This is a genomic window from Thermosulfuriphilus sp. (genome assembly GCF_054026695.1).
On sequence record NZ_JBPMLP010000008.1, the window covers coordinates 37693 to 55572 of the forward strand.

General features: G+C 53.6%; 21 protein-coding genes. 11 read left to right on the forward strand and 10 right to left on the reverse strand.

Annotation, left to right across the window (positions count from 1 at the left end; all coding sequences use genetic code 11):
- Positions 1-21: 21 nt before the first annotated feature.
- Both ACXJJX_RS01465 and ACXJJX_RS01470 read right to left on the reverse strand, forming a co-directional pair.
- Entirely contained in the window at positions 22-1266 is a 1245-nt protein-coding gene (locus ACXJJX_RS01465; protein WP_456431182.1) for an aspartate kinase, read from the reverse strand.
- 2 nt (positions 1267-1268) lie between these two features.
- Positions 1269-1571: a J domain-containing protein gene (locus ACXJJX_RS01470; RefSeq protein ID WP_456431184.1), complete on the reverse strand. Its 303-nt coding sequence runs from the start codon at positions 1569-1571 to the stop codon at positions 1269-1271.
- 115 nt (positions 1572-1686) lie between these two features.
- On the opposite strand from ACXJJX_RS01470, the gene ACXJJX_RS01475 reads away from it, so the two are divergent.
- From ACXJJX_RS01475 to ACXJJX_RS01510, 8 genes are all read left to right on the forward strand, one after another.
- Entirely contained in the window at positions 1687-2100 is a 414-nt protein-coding gene (locus ACXJJX_RS01475) for a (deoxy)nucleoside triphosphate pyrophosphohydrolase (protein ID WP_456431186.1), read from the forward strand.
- Positions 2090-2362, forward strand: coding sequence for a TMEM165/GDT1 family protein (locus ACXJJX_RS01480; protein WP_456431188.1), 273 nt, complete (start codon positions 2090-2092; stop codon positions 2360-2362). The genes ACXJJX_RS01475 and ACXJJX_RS01480 overlap by 11 nt, the downstream gene beginning before the upstream one ends.
- Complete coding sequence (hemL, locus tag ACXJJX_RS01485; protein WP_456431190.1) at positions 2359-4158, forward strand: glutamate-1-semialdehyde 2,1-aminomutase; 1800 nt, start codon at positions 2359-2361, stop codon at positions 4156-4158. The genes ACXJJX_RS01480 and hemL overlap by 4 nt, the downstream gene beginning before the upstream one ends.
- 148 nt (positions 4159-4306) lie before the next feature.
- The gene (locus tag ACXJJX_RS01490; RefSeq protein ID WP_456431192.1) at positions 4307-4513 is read left to right on the forward strand and encodes an AtpZ/AtpI family protein; all 207 of its coding nucleotides are present in this window, start codon (positions 4307-4309) and stop codon (positions 4511-4513) included.
- A complete protein-coding gene (locus ACXJJX_RS01495) occupies positions 4510-4917 on the forward strand; it encodes an ATP synthase subunit I (protein WP_456431194.1) in 408 nt (135 codons plus the stop codon). Before ACXJJX_RS01490 ends, ACXJJX_RS01495 begins: the two co-directional genes overlap by 4 nt.
- 4 nt (positions 4918-4921) lie before the next feature.
- Positions 4922-5638: a F0F1 ATP synthase subunit A gene (gene atpB, locus ACXJJX_RS01500; RefSeq protein WP_456431196.1), complete on the forward strand. Its 717-nt coding sequence runs from the start codon at positions 4922-4924 to the stop codon at positions 5636-5638.
- Positions 5639-5722: 84 nt separating this feature from the next.
- Entirely contained in the window at positions 5723-6091 is a 369-nt protein-coding gene (atpE, locus tag ACXJJX_RS01505) for an ATP synthase F0 subunit C (protein ID WP_456431198.1), read from the forward strand.
- A gap of 64 nt (positions 6092-6155) precedes the next feature.
- Positions 6156-6785, forward strand: coding sequence for a redox-sensing transcriptional repressor Rex (locus ACXJJX_RS01510; RefSeq protein WP_456431200.1), 630 nt, complete (start codon positions 6156-6158; stop codon positions 6783-6785).
- Here the strand turns inward: ACXJJX_RS01510 and ACXJJX_RS01515 are convergent.
- Genes ACXJJX_RS01515 through pyrR form a run of 4 tightly spaced genes read right to left on the reverse strand, consistent with a single transcriptional unit; the run spans position 6770 to position 11418 of the window.
- A complete protein-coding gene (locus ACXJJX_RS01515) occupies positions 6770-9133 on the reverse strand; it encodes an excinuclease ABC subunit UvrA (protein ID WP_456431202.1) in 2364 nt (787 codons plus the stop codon). The two genes, ACXJJX_RS01510 and ACXJJX_RS01515, sit on opposite strands and share 16 nt — an antisense overlap.
- Positions 9126-10097: a 4-hydroxythreonine-4-phosphate dehydrogenase PdxA gene (pdxA, locus tag ACXJJX_RS01520; RefSeq protein WP_456431204.1), complete on the reverse strand. Its 972-nt coding sequence runs from the start codon at positions 10095-10097 to the stop codon at positions 9126-9128. Before pdxA ends, ACXJJX_RS01515 begins: the two co-directional genes overlap by 8 nt.
- Complete coding sequence (locus ACXJJX_RS01525) at positions 10084-10872, reverse strand: biotin--[acetyl-CoA-carboxylase] ligase (protein ID WP_456431206.1); 789 nt, start codon at positions 10870-10872, stop codon at positions 10084-10086. The genes pdxA and ACXJJX_RS01525 overlap by 14 nt, the downstream gene beginning before the upstream one ends.
- A 9-nt stretch (positions 10873-10881) precedes the next feature.
- Positions 10882-11418: a bifunctional pyr operon transcriptional regulator/uracil phosphoribosyltransferase PyrR gene (gene pyrR / locus ACXJJX_RS01530; RefSeq protein ID WP_456431208.1), complete on the reverse strand. Its 537-nt coding sequence runs from the start codon at positions 11416-11418 to the stop codon at positions 10882-10884.
- Positions 11419-11639: 221 nt separating this feature from the next.
- On the opposite strand from pyrR, the gene serS reads away from it, so the two are divergent.
- The 3 genes from serS to ACXJJX_RS01545 all read left to right on the forward strand — a co-directional run bounded on the left by serS (position 11640) and on the right by ACXJJX_RS01545 (position 14299).
- Positions 11640-12929 (forward strand): serine--tRNA ligase, encoded by a 1290-nt coding sequence (gene serS, locus ACXJJX_RS01535; RefSeq protein WP_456431210.1) that lies wholly within the window; start codon positions 11640-11642, stop codon positions 12927-12929.
- 63 nt (positions 12930-12992) lie between these two features.
- Positions 12993-13463 (forward strand): chemotaxis protein CheD, encoded by a 471-nt coding sequence (locus tag ACXJJX_RS01540; protein WP_456431212.1) that lies wholly within the window; start codon positions 12993-12995, stop codon positions 13461-13463.
- Positions 13460-14299, forward strand: coding sequence for an HDOD domain-containing protein (locus ACXJJX_RS01545; protein WP_456431214.1), 840 nt, complete (start codon positions 13460-13462; stop codon positions 14297-14299). The genes ACXJJX_RS01540 and ACXJJX_RS01545 overlap by 4 nt, the downstream gene beginning before the upstream one ends.
- Here ACXJJX_RS01545 and ACXJJX_RS01550 read toward each other — a convergent pair.
- From ACXJJX_RS01550 to ACXJJX_RS01565, 4 genes are read right to left on the reverse strand one after another with little or no spacing between them, the layout of a single operon-like run.
- Entirely contained in the window at positions 14289-14915 is a 627-nt protein-coding gene (locus ACXJJX_RS01550) for a phosphoribosylanthranilate isomerase (RefSeq protein WP_456431216.1), read from the reverse strand. The genes ACXJJX_RS01545 and ACXJJX_RS01550 overlap by 11 nt on opposite strands.
- A gap of 11 nt (positions 14916-14926) precedes the next feature.
- The gene (locus ACXJJX_RS01555; RefSeq protein WP_456431218.1) at positions 14927-15661 is read right to left on the reverse strand and encodes an ABC transporter permease; all 735 of its coding nucleotides are present in this window, start codon (positions 15659-15661) and stop codon (positions 14927-14929) included.
- Entirely contained in the window at positions 15658-16524 is an 867-nt protein-coding gene (locus ACXJJX_RS01560) for an ABC transporter ATP-binding protein (RefSeq protein WP_456431220.1), read from the reverse strand. Before ACXJJX_RS01560 ends, ACXJJX_RS01555 begins: the two co-directional genes overlap by 4 nt.
- Position 16525: 1 nt before the next feature.
- On the reverse strand, positions 16526-17878 hold the full coding sequence (locus tag ACXJJX_RS01565; RefSeq protein ID WP_456431222.1) for a sigma-54-dependent transcriptional regulator: 1353 nt from the start codon (positions 17876-17878) through the stop codon (positions 16526-16528).
- Positions 17879-17880 lie beyond the last annotated feature (2 nt).

Below are 17880 nucleotides of genomic sequence, written 5' to 3' on the forward strand. Positions count from 1 at the left end.
CCCTTATATAAATGCAAATCTTTACTGACGGCCCTCTTCACTAGGGACACTTTCTTCACTAAGCCCAAAGGCATCATGAAGGGCCCGCACAGCTAGCTCTGTAAACTTCTCTTCGATGACACAGGAAATCTTGATCTCGGAGGTGGAGATCATCATGATGTTAATCCCGTATCGGGCTAGAGTTTCAAACATCTTACTGGCCACCCCAGGTTGGGTACGCATCCCCACCCCCACAATGGAGACCTTGGCGATCTCGGTCTCCCCGGAGACACCCTCGGCACCGATGTCTTGGGCCACCTTCTGGACTATATCCATGGCCCGGGAATAGTCCGTCCGCGGCACGGTAAAGGTCAGATCAGTATAGGCCCCATTGCGTTTGACGTTCTGGATGATCATGTCAACGACAATGCCAGCCTGAGAAAGGGATCCAAAGAGGCTAGCCGCCACCCCAGGCCTGTCAGGAACACTATAGAGGGTGATTCGGGCCTCGTTACGGTTGTAAGTGACCCCAGAGACAAGCACCTTTTCCATCTCTTCTTCCTCCTCAACAACCATGGTCCCCGGCTCCTCAGAGAAACTGGAGCGCACGTGAATAGGAACCCCATAGCGCATGGCAAAGCCCACAGAACGAATCTCTAGAACCTTGGCCCCTAGGCTGGCCAACTCCAGCATCTCCTCATAGGAGACCCTAGAGATCTTCCTGGCGTTGGAGACAATGTGAGGATCGGCGGTAAAAACCCCTTCGACATCGGTAAAGATCTCACATATATCGGCCTTAAGGGCAGCTGCCAGGGCCACGGCGGTGGTATCCGAGCCGCCTCGCCCCAAGGTAGTAATATCTCCCTCTTCGGTTACCCCTTGGAAGCCGGCCACAATGACCACGGCCCCTCGGTCAAGATCAGCCCTGATCTTTTCAGTGTCAATTCCAGTAATCCGAGCCTTGCCAAAAAGGGAATCCGTATGGATCTTCACCTGATGGCCCAGATAAGATCTAGCCTGATAGCCCATAGACTTAAGGGCCATGGCCAGAAGGGCTACCGAGACCTGCTCTCCGGTAGAGACCAAAACGTCAAGCTCTCGGGGATCAGGATTGGAGGTCAGCTCCCAGGCCAAAGAAAGGAGACGGTCCGTCTCTCCGGCCATGGCGGAGACGACGACAACCAAGTCATGACCCTCGTCTTTATATCGAGCCACCCTTTGGGCCACGTTGCGAATTCGCTCAATATTTCCCACCGAGGTCCCGCCGTATTTCTGGACAATGAGCATCTCTACTCCTTCCCTTTATCTCCACTCCAAATGGGGTCTTGACCGAAATGAAGGAACCACCAATCCTCAGGATCGGCCCCATCTTCATTGGGGACGAGAGTTATCCGATAGCGTTCACAGTAGTCCATCAAGAGACGATAGGCCTGGTTTAGACGTTGTTGCTGATCCACACTTCCCTGGCGATCCGGATGAGACTCTAGACTCAACCGGCGATAGTGTTCTTTAATCTCTAAGATGGTTGTCTTCTGGGGTAGACCGAGTATCTTACGGGCCTCTTCCAGCCGACGCCACTTATCCCGAGCCATCTCTCCCCTCATTCTTTAAAATAGAAGAATTTAACAACCCTCTCTTCAAGAGGCAACAAGATCTACCTAAGTGATTGCTTGATTTTGTCATGGCGGTCGGCCAGAATGTCAGACCATGATCAAGCGCACTCAGGTGGTGGCCGCCCTTATCCTAAATGAGACCAAAGGGACCCTACTCCTTTGCCGGCGCCCAGAGGGGAAGATCCGGGGAGGGCTCTGGGAGTTTCCTGGAGGAAAGCTTGAACCTGGAGAAGACCTTGAGACGGCACTCTTTCGGGAGATCGCTGAAGAGTTGGGGATAGAGATCGAAGTTAAAGATCTCCTTTCTGTGGTTGATCATGATTATCCTGAAGGGCGTATCAGGCTCTACGGCTTTTTGGCCCGAATCCGTCGAGGATGCCCTCAGGCCTTAGAAGGCCAGAGCTTGGCCTGGGTAGCCCCAGGAGAGGTCGGCCGTCTAAACCTGGCCCCGGCCGACCGTCGCCTCTGGGAAGCTATCGAAGAAGCAGGAGGAATCAATGGATTTTAGGCTTTTCTGTTCGGTCTTTGTGGCCATATTCTTGGCCGAACTGGGTGACAAAACCCAGCTGGCCACCATGAGTTTGAGCGCTGCAGATCACCGACGCTGGACTATTTTTTTGGCCGCCTCAACGGCCCTGGTGCTCTCAAGCCTCATTGGAGTCCTTGTGGGTAGCCTCATCGGCCGAATCATCCCCCTTCATCTCATCAAGACCGGGGCCGGCATCTTGTTTATTATCTTGGGAATAGCTATGATCCTCGGGAAAATATGAAAAAGATTACAAAAGATCTAGATCCTCTGGATATCAAGATTTTAGCCCTCCTCCAGGAGGATATCCCCTTGGTGGAGCAGCCCTTTAGGCTCCTGGCTCAAAGAGTCGGGATCAGTGAAAAACAATTCCTGAAGCGTCTCCAATCCCTCCAAGACCGGGGCCTCATCCGACGCTTCGGGGCCACCATCCGCCATGACCGATCGGGGTATCCAGCCAACGCCATGGTGGCTTGGCAGGTGCCGGAGGAGCGTCTAGAAGAGGTCGGAAACCTCCTGGCGGCCATTGAAGGAGTAACTCACTGCTATGCCCGTAGGGCCCCGGACTTCTGGCCATATAATCTCTACACTATGGTCCACGGCCCAGATGAAGAGGCCTGTCTTCGTCTAATTGCCCAAATGGCCCGAAGGACCGGTGTGAGTACTTACGAGATTCTCTTCACTGAAAGGGAATTTAAAAGAAGCACCCGGCGCTATTTCAAGACCACAGCCGAGGAGGAAACTATGGAAAACAAACTCTCTCAGGCCTTCTATCAAGAAGCAGTCCAGTTCATTCCCGGAGGGGTCAACAGCCCAGTGAGGGCTTGCAAATCTGTCGGGGCCGATCCGATCTTCATCGCCCGCGGGGCCGGAGCTTATATCTGGGATGTTGATGGCCATGAATACGTAGATTATGTCGCCTCCTGGGGCCCCCTCATTCTGGGACACGCCCATCCAGAGGTCATCTCCGCCATCAATGAAGCTGCCGCTGAGGGGACAAGCTTTGGGGCCCCTACTTGGCGCGAGGTAGAGCTGGCCAGGCTCATCTGTAAGTTTGTACCCTCCATAGAAATGGTCCGCTTGGTCAACTCGGGCACAGAGGCCACTATGAGTGCTGTTCGTCTAGCCCGAGGCTACACGGGACGTAAGAAGATCATCAAATTTGACGGCTGCTACCATGGTCATGCCGACTCTTTTCTGGTTAAGGCCGGAAGTGGTGTAGCCACCTTAGGGATTCCCGGAAGCCCCGGGGTGCCCAAGGAGATCGTAGCCAACACAATTTCCATTCCCTACAACGATCTTAAGACCCTGAGAAAGGTTCTTGATGAGCAAGGCCAGGAGATCGCCTGCGTCATTGTCGAGCCTGTGGCCGGAAACATGGGGGTTGTTCCTCCCCGGGAGGACTTCCTGCCCCGATTAAGGGAGTGGACAAAAGAGATGGGTATTGTCCTCATCTTTGATGAGGTCATTACCGGTTTCCGGGTTGCCCTCGGCGGGGCCCAGGAGCTCTATGGGATAGAGCCGGATCTTACCTGTCTAGGGAAGATTATTGGCGGGGGGCTGCCGGTTGGGGCCTATGGCGGCCGCAGAGAGATTATGAATCACATAGCCCCTGAAGGGCCAGTGTATCAAGCCGGCACCCTTTCGGGTAACCCTCTAGCCACAGCGGCCGGCCTGGCCACCTTAAAGGTTCTCTCTAGGCCAGGAACCTATGAGGCCCTTGAGTCCCGGGCTCAGGCCCTTTCCGAAGGGCTATCCGAGATCCTCAAAGGCCTTGAGCTTCCAGTCCAGATGAACCGAGTGGGTTCGATGATGACCCTCTTTTTTACGGAAAACGAGGTGGTTGACTTTGCCACAGCCGCCACCTCTGATACCGAACTTTACGGCCGCTACTGGCGGGCCATGTTGGCCGAGGGGATATATCTGGCTCCATCTCAGTTCGAGGCAGCTTTCGTTTCTCTGGCCCATGGAGAACAAGAGATCGAACATAGTCTTGAGGCCGCAGCCAAGGTCTTGAAGGAACTTTCTACTAATAAATGAAAATTTTCAAAAACTCGGCCTTCAATGGTTGTCAAAATGAATATTGACTCAGTAAGTTTGCCTGTGCTATGGGTGGTTAGTCTTGGAGAAGAGATGATGGGAGGAGAAAACCATCCCCAAGAAAAAGGAGCCCGGAACTTTTCGCTGGATGTTCGGGCTTTTGGGCGAGGCCCTGGGAATAGGGATAGCTGTTATTGGCTCTATTCTGGCTGGCCTGGCCTTTGGCTATTTTTTAGACAACAAGGTCTTTGATGGACGGACCTACCCCTGGCTGACGACAATTTTTTTGGTCTTGGGAGCCATTGGGGGGTTTAAAAACCTTTTTGTAATGACCCGGAGGAGGTTTCGGGATTGATTTTTCGTTTAGAGATGAATGAACGCTTTATCCGGCGCCTTCATCTGGCCAACTGGGGGCTGACCATCTCTTTTTCCCTAGCTGGATTGCTACTCTCCTATCCTCGAGAAATTGTCTTGGGTCTTTTCCTGGGAGGGGTAATCAGTAATCTCAACTTTCACTCCCTTCATCGAGACATCCGCCACTTTGTCCTTAAGCTCCGAGCCCAGAGGCCCAACTCCTACTATCTTAAGTATGGCCTTCGCCTTATAGCTACGGCTTTTATCCTTTATGTTCTTATTTCGCGCAAGATTGCCCATCCGCTGGCCCTTTTGCTGGGTCTTTCAGTGGTGGTGATAAATATCCTCACGGTGGCCCTTTCTGAAGCCACACGGGGACTAGTCCTAAAAGCCAAGGAGGGGTAACCAGATGGAACACCCAATACTCTTTCTCTCGCTCATCCTCGACAAACTGGGGCTTCCGGCCTACGGTGGCAACACGGTTTTGGCCAAGCTTTTGGCCCCCTACATGGTTTACAGTTATTTTACCTGTATACTGCTGATTATTCTGGCCAAGTGGGGGACCTCAAAGCTTGAACTCATACCCAAGGGGAAGCAGAACTTCTTTGAGTTTGTTATTGAAGGCCTGAGGGACTTTTCTCGAGACAACTTGCCCAATGAAGAGGTCTTCCGGATGACCTTTCCCCTTATTGCCACCTTCTTCCTCTACATCCTCACGGCCAATCTAATTGGTCTCATTCCGGGTTTTATGTCGCCTACGGCCAACCTCAATGTGACCTTGGGCTGTACCCTGATCACTATTGTCTACTATCACTTCCTTGGATTTAAGTTCCACGGTCTGGGTTACCTTAAGAGCTTTATGGGGCCCATTCCCTGGATTGCTCCGATGATGATCCCCATTGAGATCTTTAGCCATATCGGCCGGATTCTTTCTCTCTCCTTCCGACTCTTTGGCAACCTGGTTTCCAAGGAGATTCTTCTAGGAATTTTGGTCATGCTGGCCGGGCCCTTCCTGGCCCCTCTGCCAGTTATGGTTCTTGGCGTTTTGGTCTGCTTTATCCAGGCGTTGGTCTTTATTGTTCTCTCTCTGGCCTATTTTGCCGGAGCTGTGGAGGAACACCACTAAATTCTTGAGTGTCTCCGGTGCTGGGAGTGTCCCTTTCAGCATCGGTGGGAGAAAAAATATTGATTCAAGGGAGGTAGATAAAAGATGAAAGGTTTTAAGACCCTGGCTTTAGCAGCTCTTTTTGTCTTGGCTCTTTCTTCGATGGCTTTTGCCGCTGAGGGTGCCGAGAAGATGTGGACTGGCTTTGGTTTCTTTGCCGCCATCTGCCTTGGCGCTGGTCTGGGAGTTGGCCTAGCTGGTTGTGGTTGTGGAGTCGGTATGGGGCACGGCATCCGGGGTGCTACTGAAGGCATTGCCCGCAATCCCGAGGTCGGCGGTAAGATCACCGTGACCATGATTCTTGGTCTGGCTCTCATTGAGTCGCTGACCATCTACGCCCTGGTTGTGGCCCTCATCCTTCTTTATGCCAATCCGGTCCTCCCCAAGTTCCTGAGCACTTTAGGGCTTGGCTAGATAAGGTCTTCCTGCCTAAAATAAGGCTGCAGGGCTTTTAAAGAGTTCTGCAGCCTTTTTGTTTATGGTCCTAAGACGGCTCTATATTTCCAAGATAACCCTCTACCGCCTCTGCCTCTATGCCAGGGAACTTCGACGCCTGGTAGCTGAGGGGGAACAGATAGTCTCCTCTGAGCACTTGGCCCGGGCCTGTGGAGTCTCTCCGGCCCAAATAAGAAAGGATCTGGCCTATTTTGGCCACTTTGGTATCAAGGGCGTTGGTTATCAAGTAGAGGACCTCCTCGGTGAGCTTGAAAAGATTCTCGGTCTCAGCCGAGAACGCCATCTCGTGTTGGTCGGTGTCGGGCGTCTGGGATCGGCTCTGCTTAAACATTGGGGGGCCAACCACAGCCTTTACCGTTTTGTGGCCGCCTTTGATAGTCGTCCGGAACGGATCGGCCGGATAGTAAATCGGGTAATGATTTATCCCCGAGAACAAATGGGCTATATCGTCCACCAACACCAGGTAGAACTGGCCGTCATTACCACCCCGGCCGAGGCTGCTCAGGAGGTAGCCGAAGAACTCATCCAGGCCGGTATAAAAGGCATCCTTAACTTTGCCCCCATTACCCTCCAGCTCCCCGAAGATATCCAGGTGGAAAATGTCGACCTGAGCCTCTTTTTAGATATGTTGGCCTCTCAAACCGGCCGTTGAAATCTGACTCCGACCAATCTGCCCCCCTCCTCTCCGGCTCCTGGTCCAAGTTCGACGACATAATGGGCCTGTTCCACCAGGAATTGATCGTGCTCAGCAATAACAATACTGGCCCCAGCCTCTAGGAGCTCCCAGAAGACCCGAATTAGGGGAACCAAATCCTGAGGATGAAGCCCGGCACTGGGTTCATCAAGGAGGAAAATCATCTGGGGCCCAGACCTGACCAGATACCGAGCCAGTTTGAGACGCTGCCTTTCTCCTCCCGAAAGGCTCACCAGGGGCTGGCCTAGCTGTAGATACCCTAGGCCTACCCGCTCTAGAAGACGAAGCCGATCACAGACGGCAGGAATGCGACCGAAGAAGGCCAAGGCCTCTGTGACCGTAAGATCCAGAACCTCAGCTATGTTGAGACCTCGATAGCGAATCTCCAGGATCTCTCGACCAAAACGCCGCCCCTGACAGACCCCGCAAACAAGACGTATGGCCGGCATAAAGGTCAGCCCTATCTCCTGGTAGCCTAACCCCCGACAGGCCTCACAGCGTCCTCCCTTAACAGAGAGGCTAAAGTGTCCTGGCCGATAGCCTCTCATCCGGGCCTCTGGCGTCTGGGCAAAAAGACGCCTTATCTCATCGAAGGCCCCAATATAAGTAACTGGAAAGGAGGCCCTGCCGGCCTCTGGCAAGGCCTGATCTACTATGATAGCCCTAAGATCAGGGGGGCCCTGATAGTCCCCCCGCTCAAGTTTTTCAAGGATGACCTCAAGGAGGGTTGTCTTTCCTGATCCCGAAGGGCCAATTACGGCAGTCATCAACCCCAGGGGGATTGAGAGCTCAAGCAAACGAAGGTTTGCTTTTTTAAGCCCTTTGAAGGACACCTTTCCCCTAAAGACGACAGAGGGGGCCTTGGGGTAGCAGAGGCCTTTGCGTAGGATATCACCCGTGGGCGAGACCTTTTCTTCCACAAGCCCCTGAGGGGGGCCAGAGTAAAGGAGGTGTCCCCCTTGAGGGCCAGCCCCAGGCCCGAGCTCTACCACCCAATCTGCTGCCTGAATAAAGGATAACTCATGCTCTACTATTACTAAGGTGTTCCCGGCCTCCTTAAGGCCTTTGAGGAGAGAGAGAAGTTTTTCTTGTTCTTTGGAAGAGAGCCCAACGGTCGGCTCATCAAGGACGAAGAGGATCCCCGTCAGGCCTTGCCCCAGGGCTGAGGCAATCTTAAGGCGGCCGGCTTCTCCCCGAGAGAGGAGGGCAAGGGAGGAAAAAAGACTCAAATGTCCCAGGCCCACAGAAACCAGAGGGGTGATACGTCTCTTGAGAACCTCCACCAGCCGCTTGGCCACCTCCCGGCGGACCCTTCCCCGAACCCCCAAAACAGCCTGCTCCAATTCTGCCCCGAGGACCTCTAAAGGCCTTCCGGACCAGTGGGCAATATCTTTTCCGGCCAGGTAAACAGATAGGGCTGCCGCCGAAAGCCTTCTTCCCTGACATCCCGAACAGGTCTCCCCTGCCACCTCACCCAACCCTTGGCATTGGGGGCAAGCCCCATAGGGCTGATTAAAAGAAAAAAGAGCCGGGATGACCTCTGGAAACGGGGAGCGACAGCGAGGGCAGAGCCATCTGAGGCTAAAGCGAAGGGGAACCTCGCCGCGAGGCCAGATCTCTACAAAACCTTGAGAGAGCTCCAGGGCCAAGCGAACAGAATCCGCTAAGCGCCCCCTGATACCCTCTTTAATAATTAGACGATCAATAACTACTCGAATCTCCTGGAGACAAGGCCCTTTCGGAAGACCTTCTGAGAGATCGATCAGTTCCTCACCTAGCCGGATCCTAAGGAATCCCTCTCTTAGAAGCCTTTTGGCCAGCTCCCTTATGTCTCCAGAGATCATCATCGGGGCCAAGATCTCCAAACGGCTTCCTTCAGGAAGGGCCATCACTTCGGAGACAATCTCATCGAGGGTCATCTTCTCCAAAGGATGGCCGCAGGAGAGACAGTGAGCTGTCGCCGCCCAGGCAAAAAGGTGTCTCAAAAGATCATAGAGACCGCTTACTGTACCCACTGTGGAGCGTCGGCTAGCCCCAGGAGCCCCCTGGGTAACTACTACCGGAGCGGGGATCCCTTCAAGCCCTTCTATATCCGGGGCCTCAAGTTCTCTAAACTCGCTTACCTGAGAGAGGTTGAGGGCCTCAAGATACCGCCGCCTTCCCTCCGCATAGAGGATATCTACAGCCAAGGTAGATTTACCGGAGCCCGAAGGACCACAGATCACCGTCAGTCCCTGACGGGGAATTTCAAGATCAAAGCCTTTCAGATTGTGATGTCTGACCCGATAAAGGCGGATTTTATCCATAAGAAGGAGCTCTTTTCCGGTTTTGAGCTGCTACCGATGCCAGCCTTATAGCCGCCAACAGGCTAGAAGGATCGGCCCGACCTGTGCCGGCAATGTCATAAGCTGTCCCGTGGTCCACTGAGGTGCGGACAATGGGGAGCCCAATGGTCATGTTGACTCCATCACGGAAGTGAAGGAGTTTAAAGGGGATAAGGCCCTGGTCATGATACATGGCCACCACTAGATCAAAAGCCCCCCGAGCAGCCTGATAAAAAAGACTGTCAGCCGGATGAGGACCCGAGACCTTAACGCCCCTGTCCCTGGCAAGAAAGATAGCTGGCTCAATCAGCCTAGATTCCTCATCCCCAAAAAGACCTCCCTCCCCGGCATGGGGGTTAAGAGCGGCCACGGCAATACGGGGCTCAATAAAAGCGAGATCTCTCCTTAAGGCCTCATCCGCCAGAAGAATGGTCTCCAGGATCTTTTCCACTTTAAGTTTTCTGGCCACCTGAGAGAGGGGAAGATGGATCGTTGCCAATACGATCCGAAGCTTCTCTCCGGCCATCATCATGGCAAAACGGTCAGCCCCGGTTATGCGGGCCAGAATCTCTGTGTGGCCGGGCTCCTTGATGCCAGCTAAACTCAAGGCCCACTTGCTTATGGGGGCTGTAACCATCCCCTGGGCTCTCCCCTTAAGACAGGCCTCTACCGCCCAGCAAATATAGTTATAGCTTGCTTGGCCAGTCTCAGCCGAAGGCTGTCCAGGGATTATCTGGCGGAGATTGGTCAAGCTATGGATAGGAACCCCAGGTACCGGAAGCTCCAGTTTCCTGGCCGTCTCCTCAAGGACACCCCGGTCTCCCACGATTTCCGGACAACACCAGCGGTAGACCTCCCGATAGGCTAAAGCCTTGAGAACAATCTCTGGTCCCACCCCGGCCGGACAACCCATGGTAATTAGGATCCTGGGCTTAACGTCGGGCATAGGCCTCCCAGAGGACAATCTCCCCAGAGTGAAGACGTCGAAGCCGATCGGGGCTTTCCCTAAAGATCAGGAATCCCTCGTCATCAGGACCAAGGGCAATCCCCTTGTGAGGCCTGCCGCCGGAGATAAGGATCACCCGAGCTCCGTAAGTGATATCTCTTTGGCGCCATTCGGCCAAGATCTCCGGCCAGCATCCCCCGGAAAGCCCCTCATAAAGAGGCTCTAGAGCCTCAAGGATTTGGCGCAAGAGCCGGGCCCGAGAGAGCTTAAGCCCCGTAGCCTCAAGGATGGAGGTGGCCCGATCCCTGATCTCCTCTGGTAACTCCTGTCGTCTCTGAGAGACATTAACCCCTATGCCCACTACCGCCCCCCCCTCCCCAGCCTCTACCAGGATCCCTACCAGCTTGCGACCGTTTAGAAGAATATCGTTGGGCCACTTAAGATGGACCGGAAGCCCCACCAGGGCCTCAATGGCCCGGGCCACCCCTAAGGCAGTGGCCAGAGCATACCGGGGAAGCTTCTCCTGGCCGACATCTCTTAGAATCAGGGAGATATAGAGACCCCGATTAGAGGGAGAAAACCAATGACGTCCTAGGCGTCCTCGTCCGGATGTCTGGCGATCAGCCCAGATGACGGTCCCCGAAAGCTCACCGTACTTAAGAAGGCGTTGACCGACATCTTGGGTGGTAGGAAGCTCTTTAAAGAAAAGGATTCTTTTGCCCAGCCACTTGGTCCGCAGTTTGCCAACCAGCGATATCTCTCTCAGTCGGGGCATGGCAGATCATCAAGAAGGCCTTTCTAAAATGACTTCATCCTGGCCATCTATCTCGCGGAGGCGAACATTGACGTGTTCGTTGGGAAGCGTAGTCACTGTAAGGCCAACATAATCAGGCTGGATAGGAAGTTCACGATGGCCTCGATCAACAAGGACGGCCAGTTCTATCTTCCTCGGACGCCCCAAATCAGTAAGGGCATCCAGGGCGGCCCGGACAGTCCGGCCCGTAAAGATAACATCATCGACGAGAATGACTGTCTTGTCATCTACAGGGAAGGGAATTTTGGTCTCCCGGACAACAGGTTGCTGGACAGCCAGACTCCAGTCGTCTCGGTAAAGGGTGATGTCCAGTATGCCCAAGGGGATCTTCCGGCCTTCGATCTCCTGAATCCTCTCCTGGAGGCGGGCCGCCAGTGGGACGCCCCCAGTACGAATGCCTATGAGGACCAAGTCCTTACTGCCTTTGTTGCGCTCAATAATCTGATGGGCCATTCGAAGTATGGCTCGAGACATCTCTTTTTCGGTCATCAAAAGGCTGGTTGGCATTGTATGTGGAAGATTCTGCGCTTGAAGTTTTATAGATTGGAACTCTATAATAGCTCTTCTTTTCCTGTCAAGGAATTGACCACTTTTTCAAGAAAATCTGGCTTGAAGGGAAAACAATGTCATGGAAGGATCAGCTAACAGTTTTTAAAGAGGCCTAATTCTCTTCATCTGGTCAGGATCCTCAAAGGGTCCAAAAACTATTTCATTTTAAGGAGGACGCCGTGCTTGATCTGCGTTTTATCAGGGAGAATCCTGACTCTGTTAAAGAGCGATTAGCTCTGCGCGGAGAAGACTATCCTGTAGAGGAAGTTGTCAGCCTTGATCGCCGACGGCGGGAAATCCTCAAGGAACTTGAGGCCCTACGGGCCAGAAGGAACGAACTCTCCCAGGCCGTAGGCCGGGCCAAAAGACAGGGCCAAGAGGCCCCGGATTTGGTTGCTCAGGCAAAGGAGATGGCCGGCCGGATGAAGGCCCTGGAAGAGGAACTCGCCCAGGTAGAAAGGGGTCTTGAAGACCTTCTCCTCTCTATTCCCAATCTTCCTCATGAATCCGTACCTCCAGGCAAAGGCGAAGAGGACAACCAAGTGGTCAAGCGTTGGGGAGATATCACCCGCCCTGACTTCGAGCCCAAACCTCATTGGGAAATCGGAGAGGCTCTTGGGATCCTGGATTTTGAAAGGGCAGCCAAGATCACTGGTTCCCGGTTCGTGGTCTACCGAGGGGCTGGAGCCAGGCTAGAGCGAGCCTTGATAAACTTTATGCTCGATCTCCACATCAGCCGCCATGGCTACCGTGAGATCCTGCCTCCGTTTATCGTCAATGCGGACTCCATGCGGGGGACCGGCCAGTTACCCAAGTTTGCCGAGGATCTCTTTAAGCTGGAGGGCTGGGATTATTATCTGGTCCCTACGGCTGAGGTCCCGGTGACCAATCTCCACCGCGATGAGATCCTCCCCGAAGAAGTCCTGCCCCTCTGTTATACGGCCTATACCCCTTGCTTTCGGGCAGAGGCCGGCTCCCATGGGCGTGATGTCCGAGGAATTGTTCGCCAGCATCAGTTCAACAAGGTCGAACTGGTCAAGTTTGCTCACCCTGATCACTCCTATGAGGAACTGGAATCCTTACTCCTTGATGCCGAAGAAGTCCTTCAGCTCCTAGGACTTCCTTACCGGGTAGTCATTCTTTGCACAGGAGATTTAGGTTTTGCGGCCAGCAAAACCTATGACATTGAGGTTTGGCTCCCAGGGCAGAATCGTTTTTGCGAGATCTCTTCCTGCAGTAATTTTGAAGATTATCAGGCTCGCCGGGCGGGCATCCGCTTTCGTCCTGCCGGCAAGAAGGCCAAACCCCGATTTGTCCACACCTTAAACGGCTCTGGTTTGGCCGTAGGGCGAACCGTGGTGGCCATTTTAGAAAATTATCAGCAATCCGACGGAAGTGTCATCATCCCGGAGGCCTTGAGGCCCTATATGGGGGGGGTTGACCGTCTGATCCCGGAGAGCTCAGTTTAAAGTGATTTTTGGGAGTTTTTCTTTGGACCGATAAGCTTGATTAAGGACTCATTGGAGGGGCCCATGGGCCAAATCTTTGTCGCCAAAGGCGAGGTGGTCGTAAGTCAGAATAGGGAAGACGTTTTGGTTGCTCCTTCTATCGGGGCTGGGGTGGCCGTGGCCATCTATGACCCAGCTATAGGCATCGGAGGTCTTCTCCACGCCTTGGCCCCTGTGGCCTCTCTGGCCCCAGGCAAAGAAGGGCTTTTTATTGACTCTGGACTCAAAAAACTTTTCGCCCTCCTTAAGGAAGCCGGATCAGGGCTTGAGGGGCTAAAGATCGTTCTGGCTGGAGCTGGCCGGTTCCTCTCTGCCCCCAAGGCCCTAGACCTAGGAGGGATAAATGCCCGGGCTGTAACCGCGGCCTTAGAAAAGGCTGGCTTCTCCCCTGAGACCTCCCATCTCGGACGCCACCTAAACTGCGAGCTCCAGCTGAGGATAGATCAGGGTGAGGTGACAATTGCCTTTAAAGGTGAAGGGGAGGTCAAATTATGATTCTAGAGTTCATCTACGAGAGGCTTGATGCAGTCCCGGTCTTTCCCAAAGTAGCCCATCGGGTTCTTGAGCTTCTTGATGATCCCCGAACTACCATCCCCCAGTTGGCGGAGGTTATCCGGTATGACCCGGCTATTACGGCCAATTTCCTCAAATATTGCAACTCGGCCCATTTTGGTCTGGCCCAGAAGGTAACCTCTCTTGAGGTCGCCCTTTCTCTTCTGGGTCAGGAGGAGACCCGCAAGGCCATTATGCTCTCTTGCAGTGCCCCTTACCTCAATCAGGCCCTCAAGGGCTACGAGCTTTCGCCAGAGGAGCTCTGGGATCATTCCATGGGGGCAGCGGTAGCTAGCCAGATCCTGGCCGAAGCCGTGGGTTTTTCTGATCGGGCCACCCTTTTTACCGCCGCCCTCCTTCACGACATTGGCGAGATAGTTCTCAACCTCTTTGTCCATGACTTTCGGGATGAACTTCGCCAGATGAGCGAAGAGAAAGGAATCTCCTTCACAGAGGCCGAATGGCAGGTCCTAGGTGGAGATCATGCCATCATTGGCTCCGAACTCCTCAGACGCTGGGAATTCCCAGAGGAGATCGTTCGGGCCATTCGCGAACATCACGATCCTGATCTCTTCATCCAGTCGGATCTTTCAGCCTTGGTAGCCCTATCGGATATCATCCTCCGGGAAATCGGCATCGGGGTGGGGGCTGACGGTTTTCGCTACCATCTTGATGAGCGGATAGTCAATAAATACAAGCTGAGTCCCGAGGCCATCCTCAAGCTAACCGTTCGGGTCTGGCAGGAATTCGAGAAGATCAAGGAGAGCCTTAAGGTCTGAGGCCCTTAATTTTGGCTATAAGATCCTTGATCCTCAAGGGATCTTTTTCTCCAGGGGAGATTTCTACCCCCGAACTTACATCTACCCCATAGGGTTCAACCACCTTGATAGCCTCAAGGATGTTCTCCGGACGAAGACCACCGGCCAGAATAACCGGAAGGCCCAAAGCCTTGGCCGAAATCGCCCACTGCCAGTCAAAGCTCTCCCCTGTTCCCCCGGGAACCCCCGGCCGATAGCTATCCAGAAGAATCGCCCGAACAACATTGCGATAAAGGTCTATGCGGGCCAAATCCTGGGGACCAGATATCCGAAAGGCCTTTATTACCCGTGGAAAAAGGATCTCACAAACCGATGGTGGCTCTTGACCGTGAAGCTGGACCAGATCAAGGCCTACCTCTTCCATGATCTTTTTTATCATCTCCGGGGGCTCATCGACGAAGACCCCCACCGTGGTCACCAAGGGAGGCAAGGAGGCCACAATCTCTTTGGCCAAATGGGGCTCTATATAGCGAGGACTGCGTCGATAGAAGACAAATCCCAGAGCATGGGCCCCGGCGGCCACTGCAGCCAAAGCATCGGTAAGTCGGGTCAGACCGCAGATCTTAACACGAACCAAGATCTCCTCCTTCAATCCCTGGCCTTATCCACCGACCAAAAGGCCAGAAGAAGACAGACCAGCACTAGTCCGACTAGAATATAATAGCTTTCAATAGGGGCCGCTTCTCCTAAGGCCACCTGCCGAATAGCATAAGAGGCGTGAGTCAGGGGCAAAAGCTTCAGGACCACCTGGACCAAGGCCGGCATATTTTCCACCGGAAAAAAAGTCCCACCGAGAAAGGCCATCGGAGTAATGATAAAATTGGTCACCAAGGCCTGATCAGCATGACTCTTGATAAGCATGGCTGAAGATACCCCTAAGGCGGCAAAGATGGTCGCGTTTAGAACCACAGCCAGCCAGAAAAACGGCCCCAAGGAAAGACGAATCCCTGCCGGAAGAGCAATAAGAAGGATGATACCCACGGCCATCAAGGCCCTGGTAATCCCTGTAGCTACCTCTCCCAAGACATAGCCCCAAGGGCTTATGGGGGCAGCTTGGAATTCTTCAAAAATTTTGAGATAAAAGCGGGCCACGTTTATCTCCACATTGATTCCAAATCCCTGCATCATGGAGCTCATGGCCACAAGTCCCGGAATAAGGAACTCTAAATAAGGTCGACCGCTGACCTGAACCTCACGCCCAATCCCCAGCCCGAAGGCCACCAGATAAAGGGCCGGAGAGATAGCAAAAGATAGCAATAGCCGCCAAAGACGGTGCTTGATGATCAAGAGCTCCCGAAGATAGACGGCCACAAATCCTCTCATGCCGCCTTCCTACCAGTAAGGCTCACAAAGGCATCTTCTAGGTTGACGCGCCTGATGGTTACCGAATAGCCGCGAGCCGAAAGCCTTAAGGCCTCTTTTTGGGCCTGGCCCTGATCCTTGAAATAGCGGGTTTTAAGACCGGATTCATCGGTAAAATCCACAGCAAACTGTCCCAGACTGGCCATAAGCCTAGCCGGAGTATCACAGACAATGATCTCCCCCAAATCAATAAAGGCCACCCGATCGGCCAGAAACTCTGCCTCCTCAATATAGTGAGTAGTCAAAAGCACTGTTGTCCCCTGACGCTGGATTCGCTTAATAAGCGACCAAAGCCGGCGGCGGATATGGGGATCAAGGCCCACGGTAGGTTCGTCTAGAAAAAGAACCTTCGGTCGATGGAGCAGGGCCCGGGCGATGAGAAGCCTCCGCCTCATGCCCCCGGAAAGGGTCTTGGCCTTGCTTTTGGCCCGGTGAGACAACTCTATATAATCCAAAACCTCCCGAGATCTCCTCCGGATCTCCGAGGGGCTAAGATGATAGAGGAGACCGTGAATGAGGAGATTTTCGGCCACGGTCAATTCCAGGTCAAGGTTTGTCGCTTGAGGGACAAGACCGATGAGCCTTTTGAGTTTGATGGATTGCTCAAAAACCGAAACCCCTTCAATAAAGGCCTTGCCAGCCGTAGCCCGTGTAAGACCAGTAAGGATGCGAATGGTTGTCGTCTTCCCGGCCCCGTTGGGCCCCAAAAGGGCAAAAAGTTCTCCGGAGTAAACCTTAAAGCTTACGGCCTTAAGGGCAATCAAGTTACCATAGTTCTTCTGGAGGCCGTCGACTACGATGGCCGGCGAGGATGCCTCCGACAAGTCAGACCCCCCAGCGTTTGAGCTTCTCCCGCAGGGTCTTGCGGTCGATTTTAAGCAACTGAGCAGCTACCGTCTTGTTGCCCTGACAACGCTTAAGGACCATGAGGACATGGCGTTTTTCTGCTGCCGCCAGGGAGAGGTCGTCATCGGTGTCTGGAAGGGAGTCTTCTGAGGACTTGAAGCCAGCCAGATAAAGGTCCTCAAGGCTTATTGTTGGCCGACGGGCAAAGATGACCAGACGCTCAATAGTATTCTCAAGCTCCCGGACATTGCCTGGCCAATCATGACCCATGAGGGCCTCTAGGGCTTCTGAAGACAGACCCCGGACCTCTTTGCGATGCCTTTCTGTAAAACGCTTCAGAAAGAAATCCACCAGAAGGGGGATATCCTCTCTCCTTTCCCTTAAGGGCGGAAGTTCTAGGGCCACTACGTTTAGACGATAGAAAAGATCTTCCCGAAAGGCCCCCTTTTTCACAGCCTCCTGGAGATCCTGGTTGGTGGCAGCAATTATTCGAACATCAACCTTAGTAACCCGATGGCTTCCTACCCGAGAGATCTCCTTCTCCTCCACGGCCCGGAGGAGTTTGGCCTGGATGTCCAGGGATATGTTGCCAATCTCATCGAAGAAAAGAGTCCCACCATTTGCCAGTTCGAACTTGCCGACCTTGTGAGTAGTGGCACCAGTAAAGGCTCCCTTGACATGGCCGAAGAGCTCACTCTCAAAGAGGGTTGGCACCAAGGTAGAACAATCGACAGTAACAAAAGGATGATCCCTACGGGGACTCATCTCATGGATTTTTCGGGCCAAAAGGCCTTTGCCTGTCCCTGATTCTCCGGTGATTAGGACGGTAGAGTCCGTAGGAGCCAGCATAGAGACCTTCTCCAGAATTTCCTTAATGGCCCGGCTCCTGCCAACCAATTGGGTCTCCCCGGCCTTGGCTTCAAGCTCCTGGCGCAGATAGAGGTTCTCCATAGCCAGACGCTTGGCCTCCATGGCCCGGCGGACTAAAAGCCTTAACTCCTCCGGCTCAAAGGGCTTGGGCAAAAAGTCAAAGGCCCCTAGCTTCATAGCTTGAACGGCATTCTCTACGGTGCCAAAGGCCGTAATGACAATGACGTGGACCTGGGAATCCTGGTCCCTTATTTGGCGGAGGAGATCAAGCCCGTTTACGTCGGGCATTTTGAGGTCCAGAAGGATGACATCAAACTCCCAGCGATCTAAAAGCTCCAGGGCCTCCGCCCCTGAGGCCGCCATTTCGGCTTCATAGCCGCTCCGGGTAAGGACTTGAAAGCAACCATCCCGGATGGCCGGATCATCATCGATAATGAGGATCTTGCCCACTGGTTCAACCATAA

Excerpts from the sequence above, each read along its gene's own strand:
- ACXJJX_RS01490 (WP_456431192.1), top strand. The coding sequence starts at position 4,307 with ATGTTCGGGCTTTTGGGCGAGGCCCTGGGAATAGGGATAGCTGTTATT.
- ACXJJX_RS01555 (WP_456431218.1), bottom strand. The coding sequence starts at position 15,661 with ATGAGAGGATTTGTGGCCGTCTATCTTCGGGAGCTCTTGATCATCAAG.
- ACXJJX_RS01545 (WP_456431214.1), top strand. The coding sequence starts at position 13,460 with ATGATTCTAGAGTTCATCTACGAGAGGCTTGATGCAGTCCCGGTCTTT.
- ACXJJX_RS01540 (WP_456431212.1), top strand. The coding sequence starts at position 12,993 with ATGGGCCAAATCTTTGTCGCCAAAGGCGAGGTGGTCGTAAGTCAGAAT.
- pdxA (WP_456431204.1), bottom strand. The coding sequence starts at position 10,097 with ATGCCCGACGTTAAGCCCAGGATCCTAATTACCATGGGTTGTCCGGCC.
- pyrR (WP_456431208.1), bottom strand. The coding sequence starts at position 11,418 with ATGCCAACCAGCCTTTTGATGACCGAAAAAGAGATGTCTCGAGCCATA.
- hemL (WP_456431190.1), top strand. The coding sequence starts at position 2,359 with ATGAAAAAGATTACAAAAGATCTAGATCCTCTGGATATCAAGATTTTA.
- ACXJJX_RS01515 (WP_456431202.1), bottom strand. The coding sequence starts at position 9,133 with ATGGATAAAATCCGCCTTTATCGGGTCAGACATCACAATCTGAAAGGC.
- atpE (WP_456431198.1), top strand. The coding sequence starts at position 5,723 with ATGAAAGGTTTTAAGACCCTGGCTTTAGCAGCTCTTTTTGTCTTGGCT.
- ACXJJX_RS01510 (WP_456431200.1), top strand. The coding sequence starts at position 6,156 with ATGGTCCTAAGACGGCTCTATATTTCCAAGATAACCCTCTACCGCCTC.
- ACXJJX_RS01475 (WP_456431186.1), top strand. The coding sequence starts at position 1,687 with ATGATCAAGCGCACTCAGGTGGTGGCCGCCCTTATCCTAAATGAGACC.
- ACXJJX_RS01470 (WP_456431184.1), bottom strand. The coding sequence starts at position 1,571 with ATGGCTCGGGATAAGTGGCGTCGGCTGGAAGAGGCCCGTAAGATACTC.
- ACXJJX_RS01525 (WP_456431206.1), bottom strand. The coding sequence starts at position 10,872 with ATGCCCCGACTGAGAGAGATATCGCTGGTTGGCAAACTGCGGACCAAG.
- ACXJJX_RS01565 (WP_456431222.1), bottom strand. The coding sequence starts at position 17,878 with ATGGTTGAACCAGTGGGCAAGATCCTCATTATCGATGATGATCCGGCC.
- atpB (WP_456431196.1), top strand. The coding sequence starts at position 4,922 with ATGGAACACCCAATACTCTTTCTCTCGCTCATCCTCGACAAACTGGGG.
- ACXJJX_RS01465 (WP_456431182.1), bottom strand. The coding sequence starts at position 1,266 with ATGCTCATTGTCCAGAAATACGGCGGGACCTCGGTGGGAAATATTGAG.
- ACXJJX_RS01480 (WP_456431188.1), top strand. The coding sequence starts at position 2,090 with ATGGATTTTAGGCTTTTCTGTTCGGTCTTTGTGGCCATATTCTTGGCC.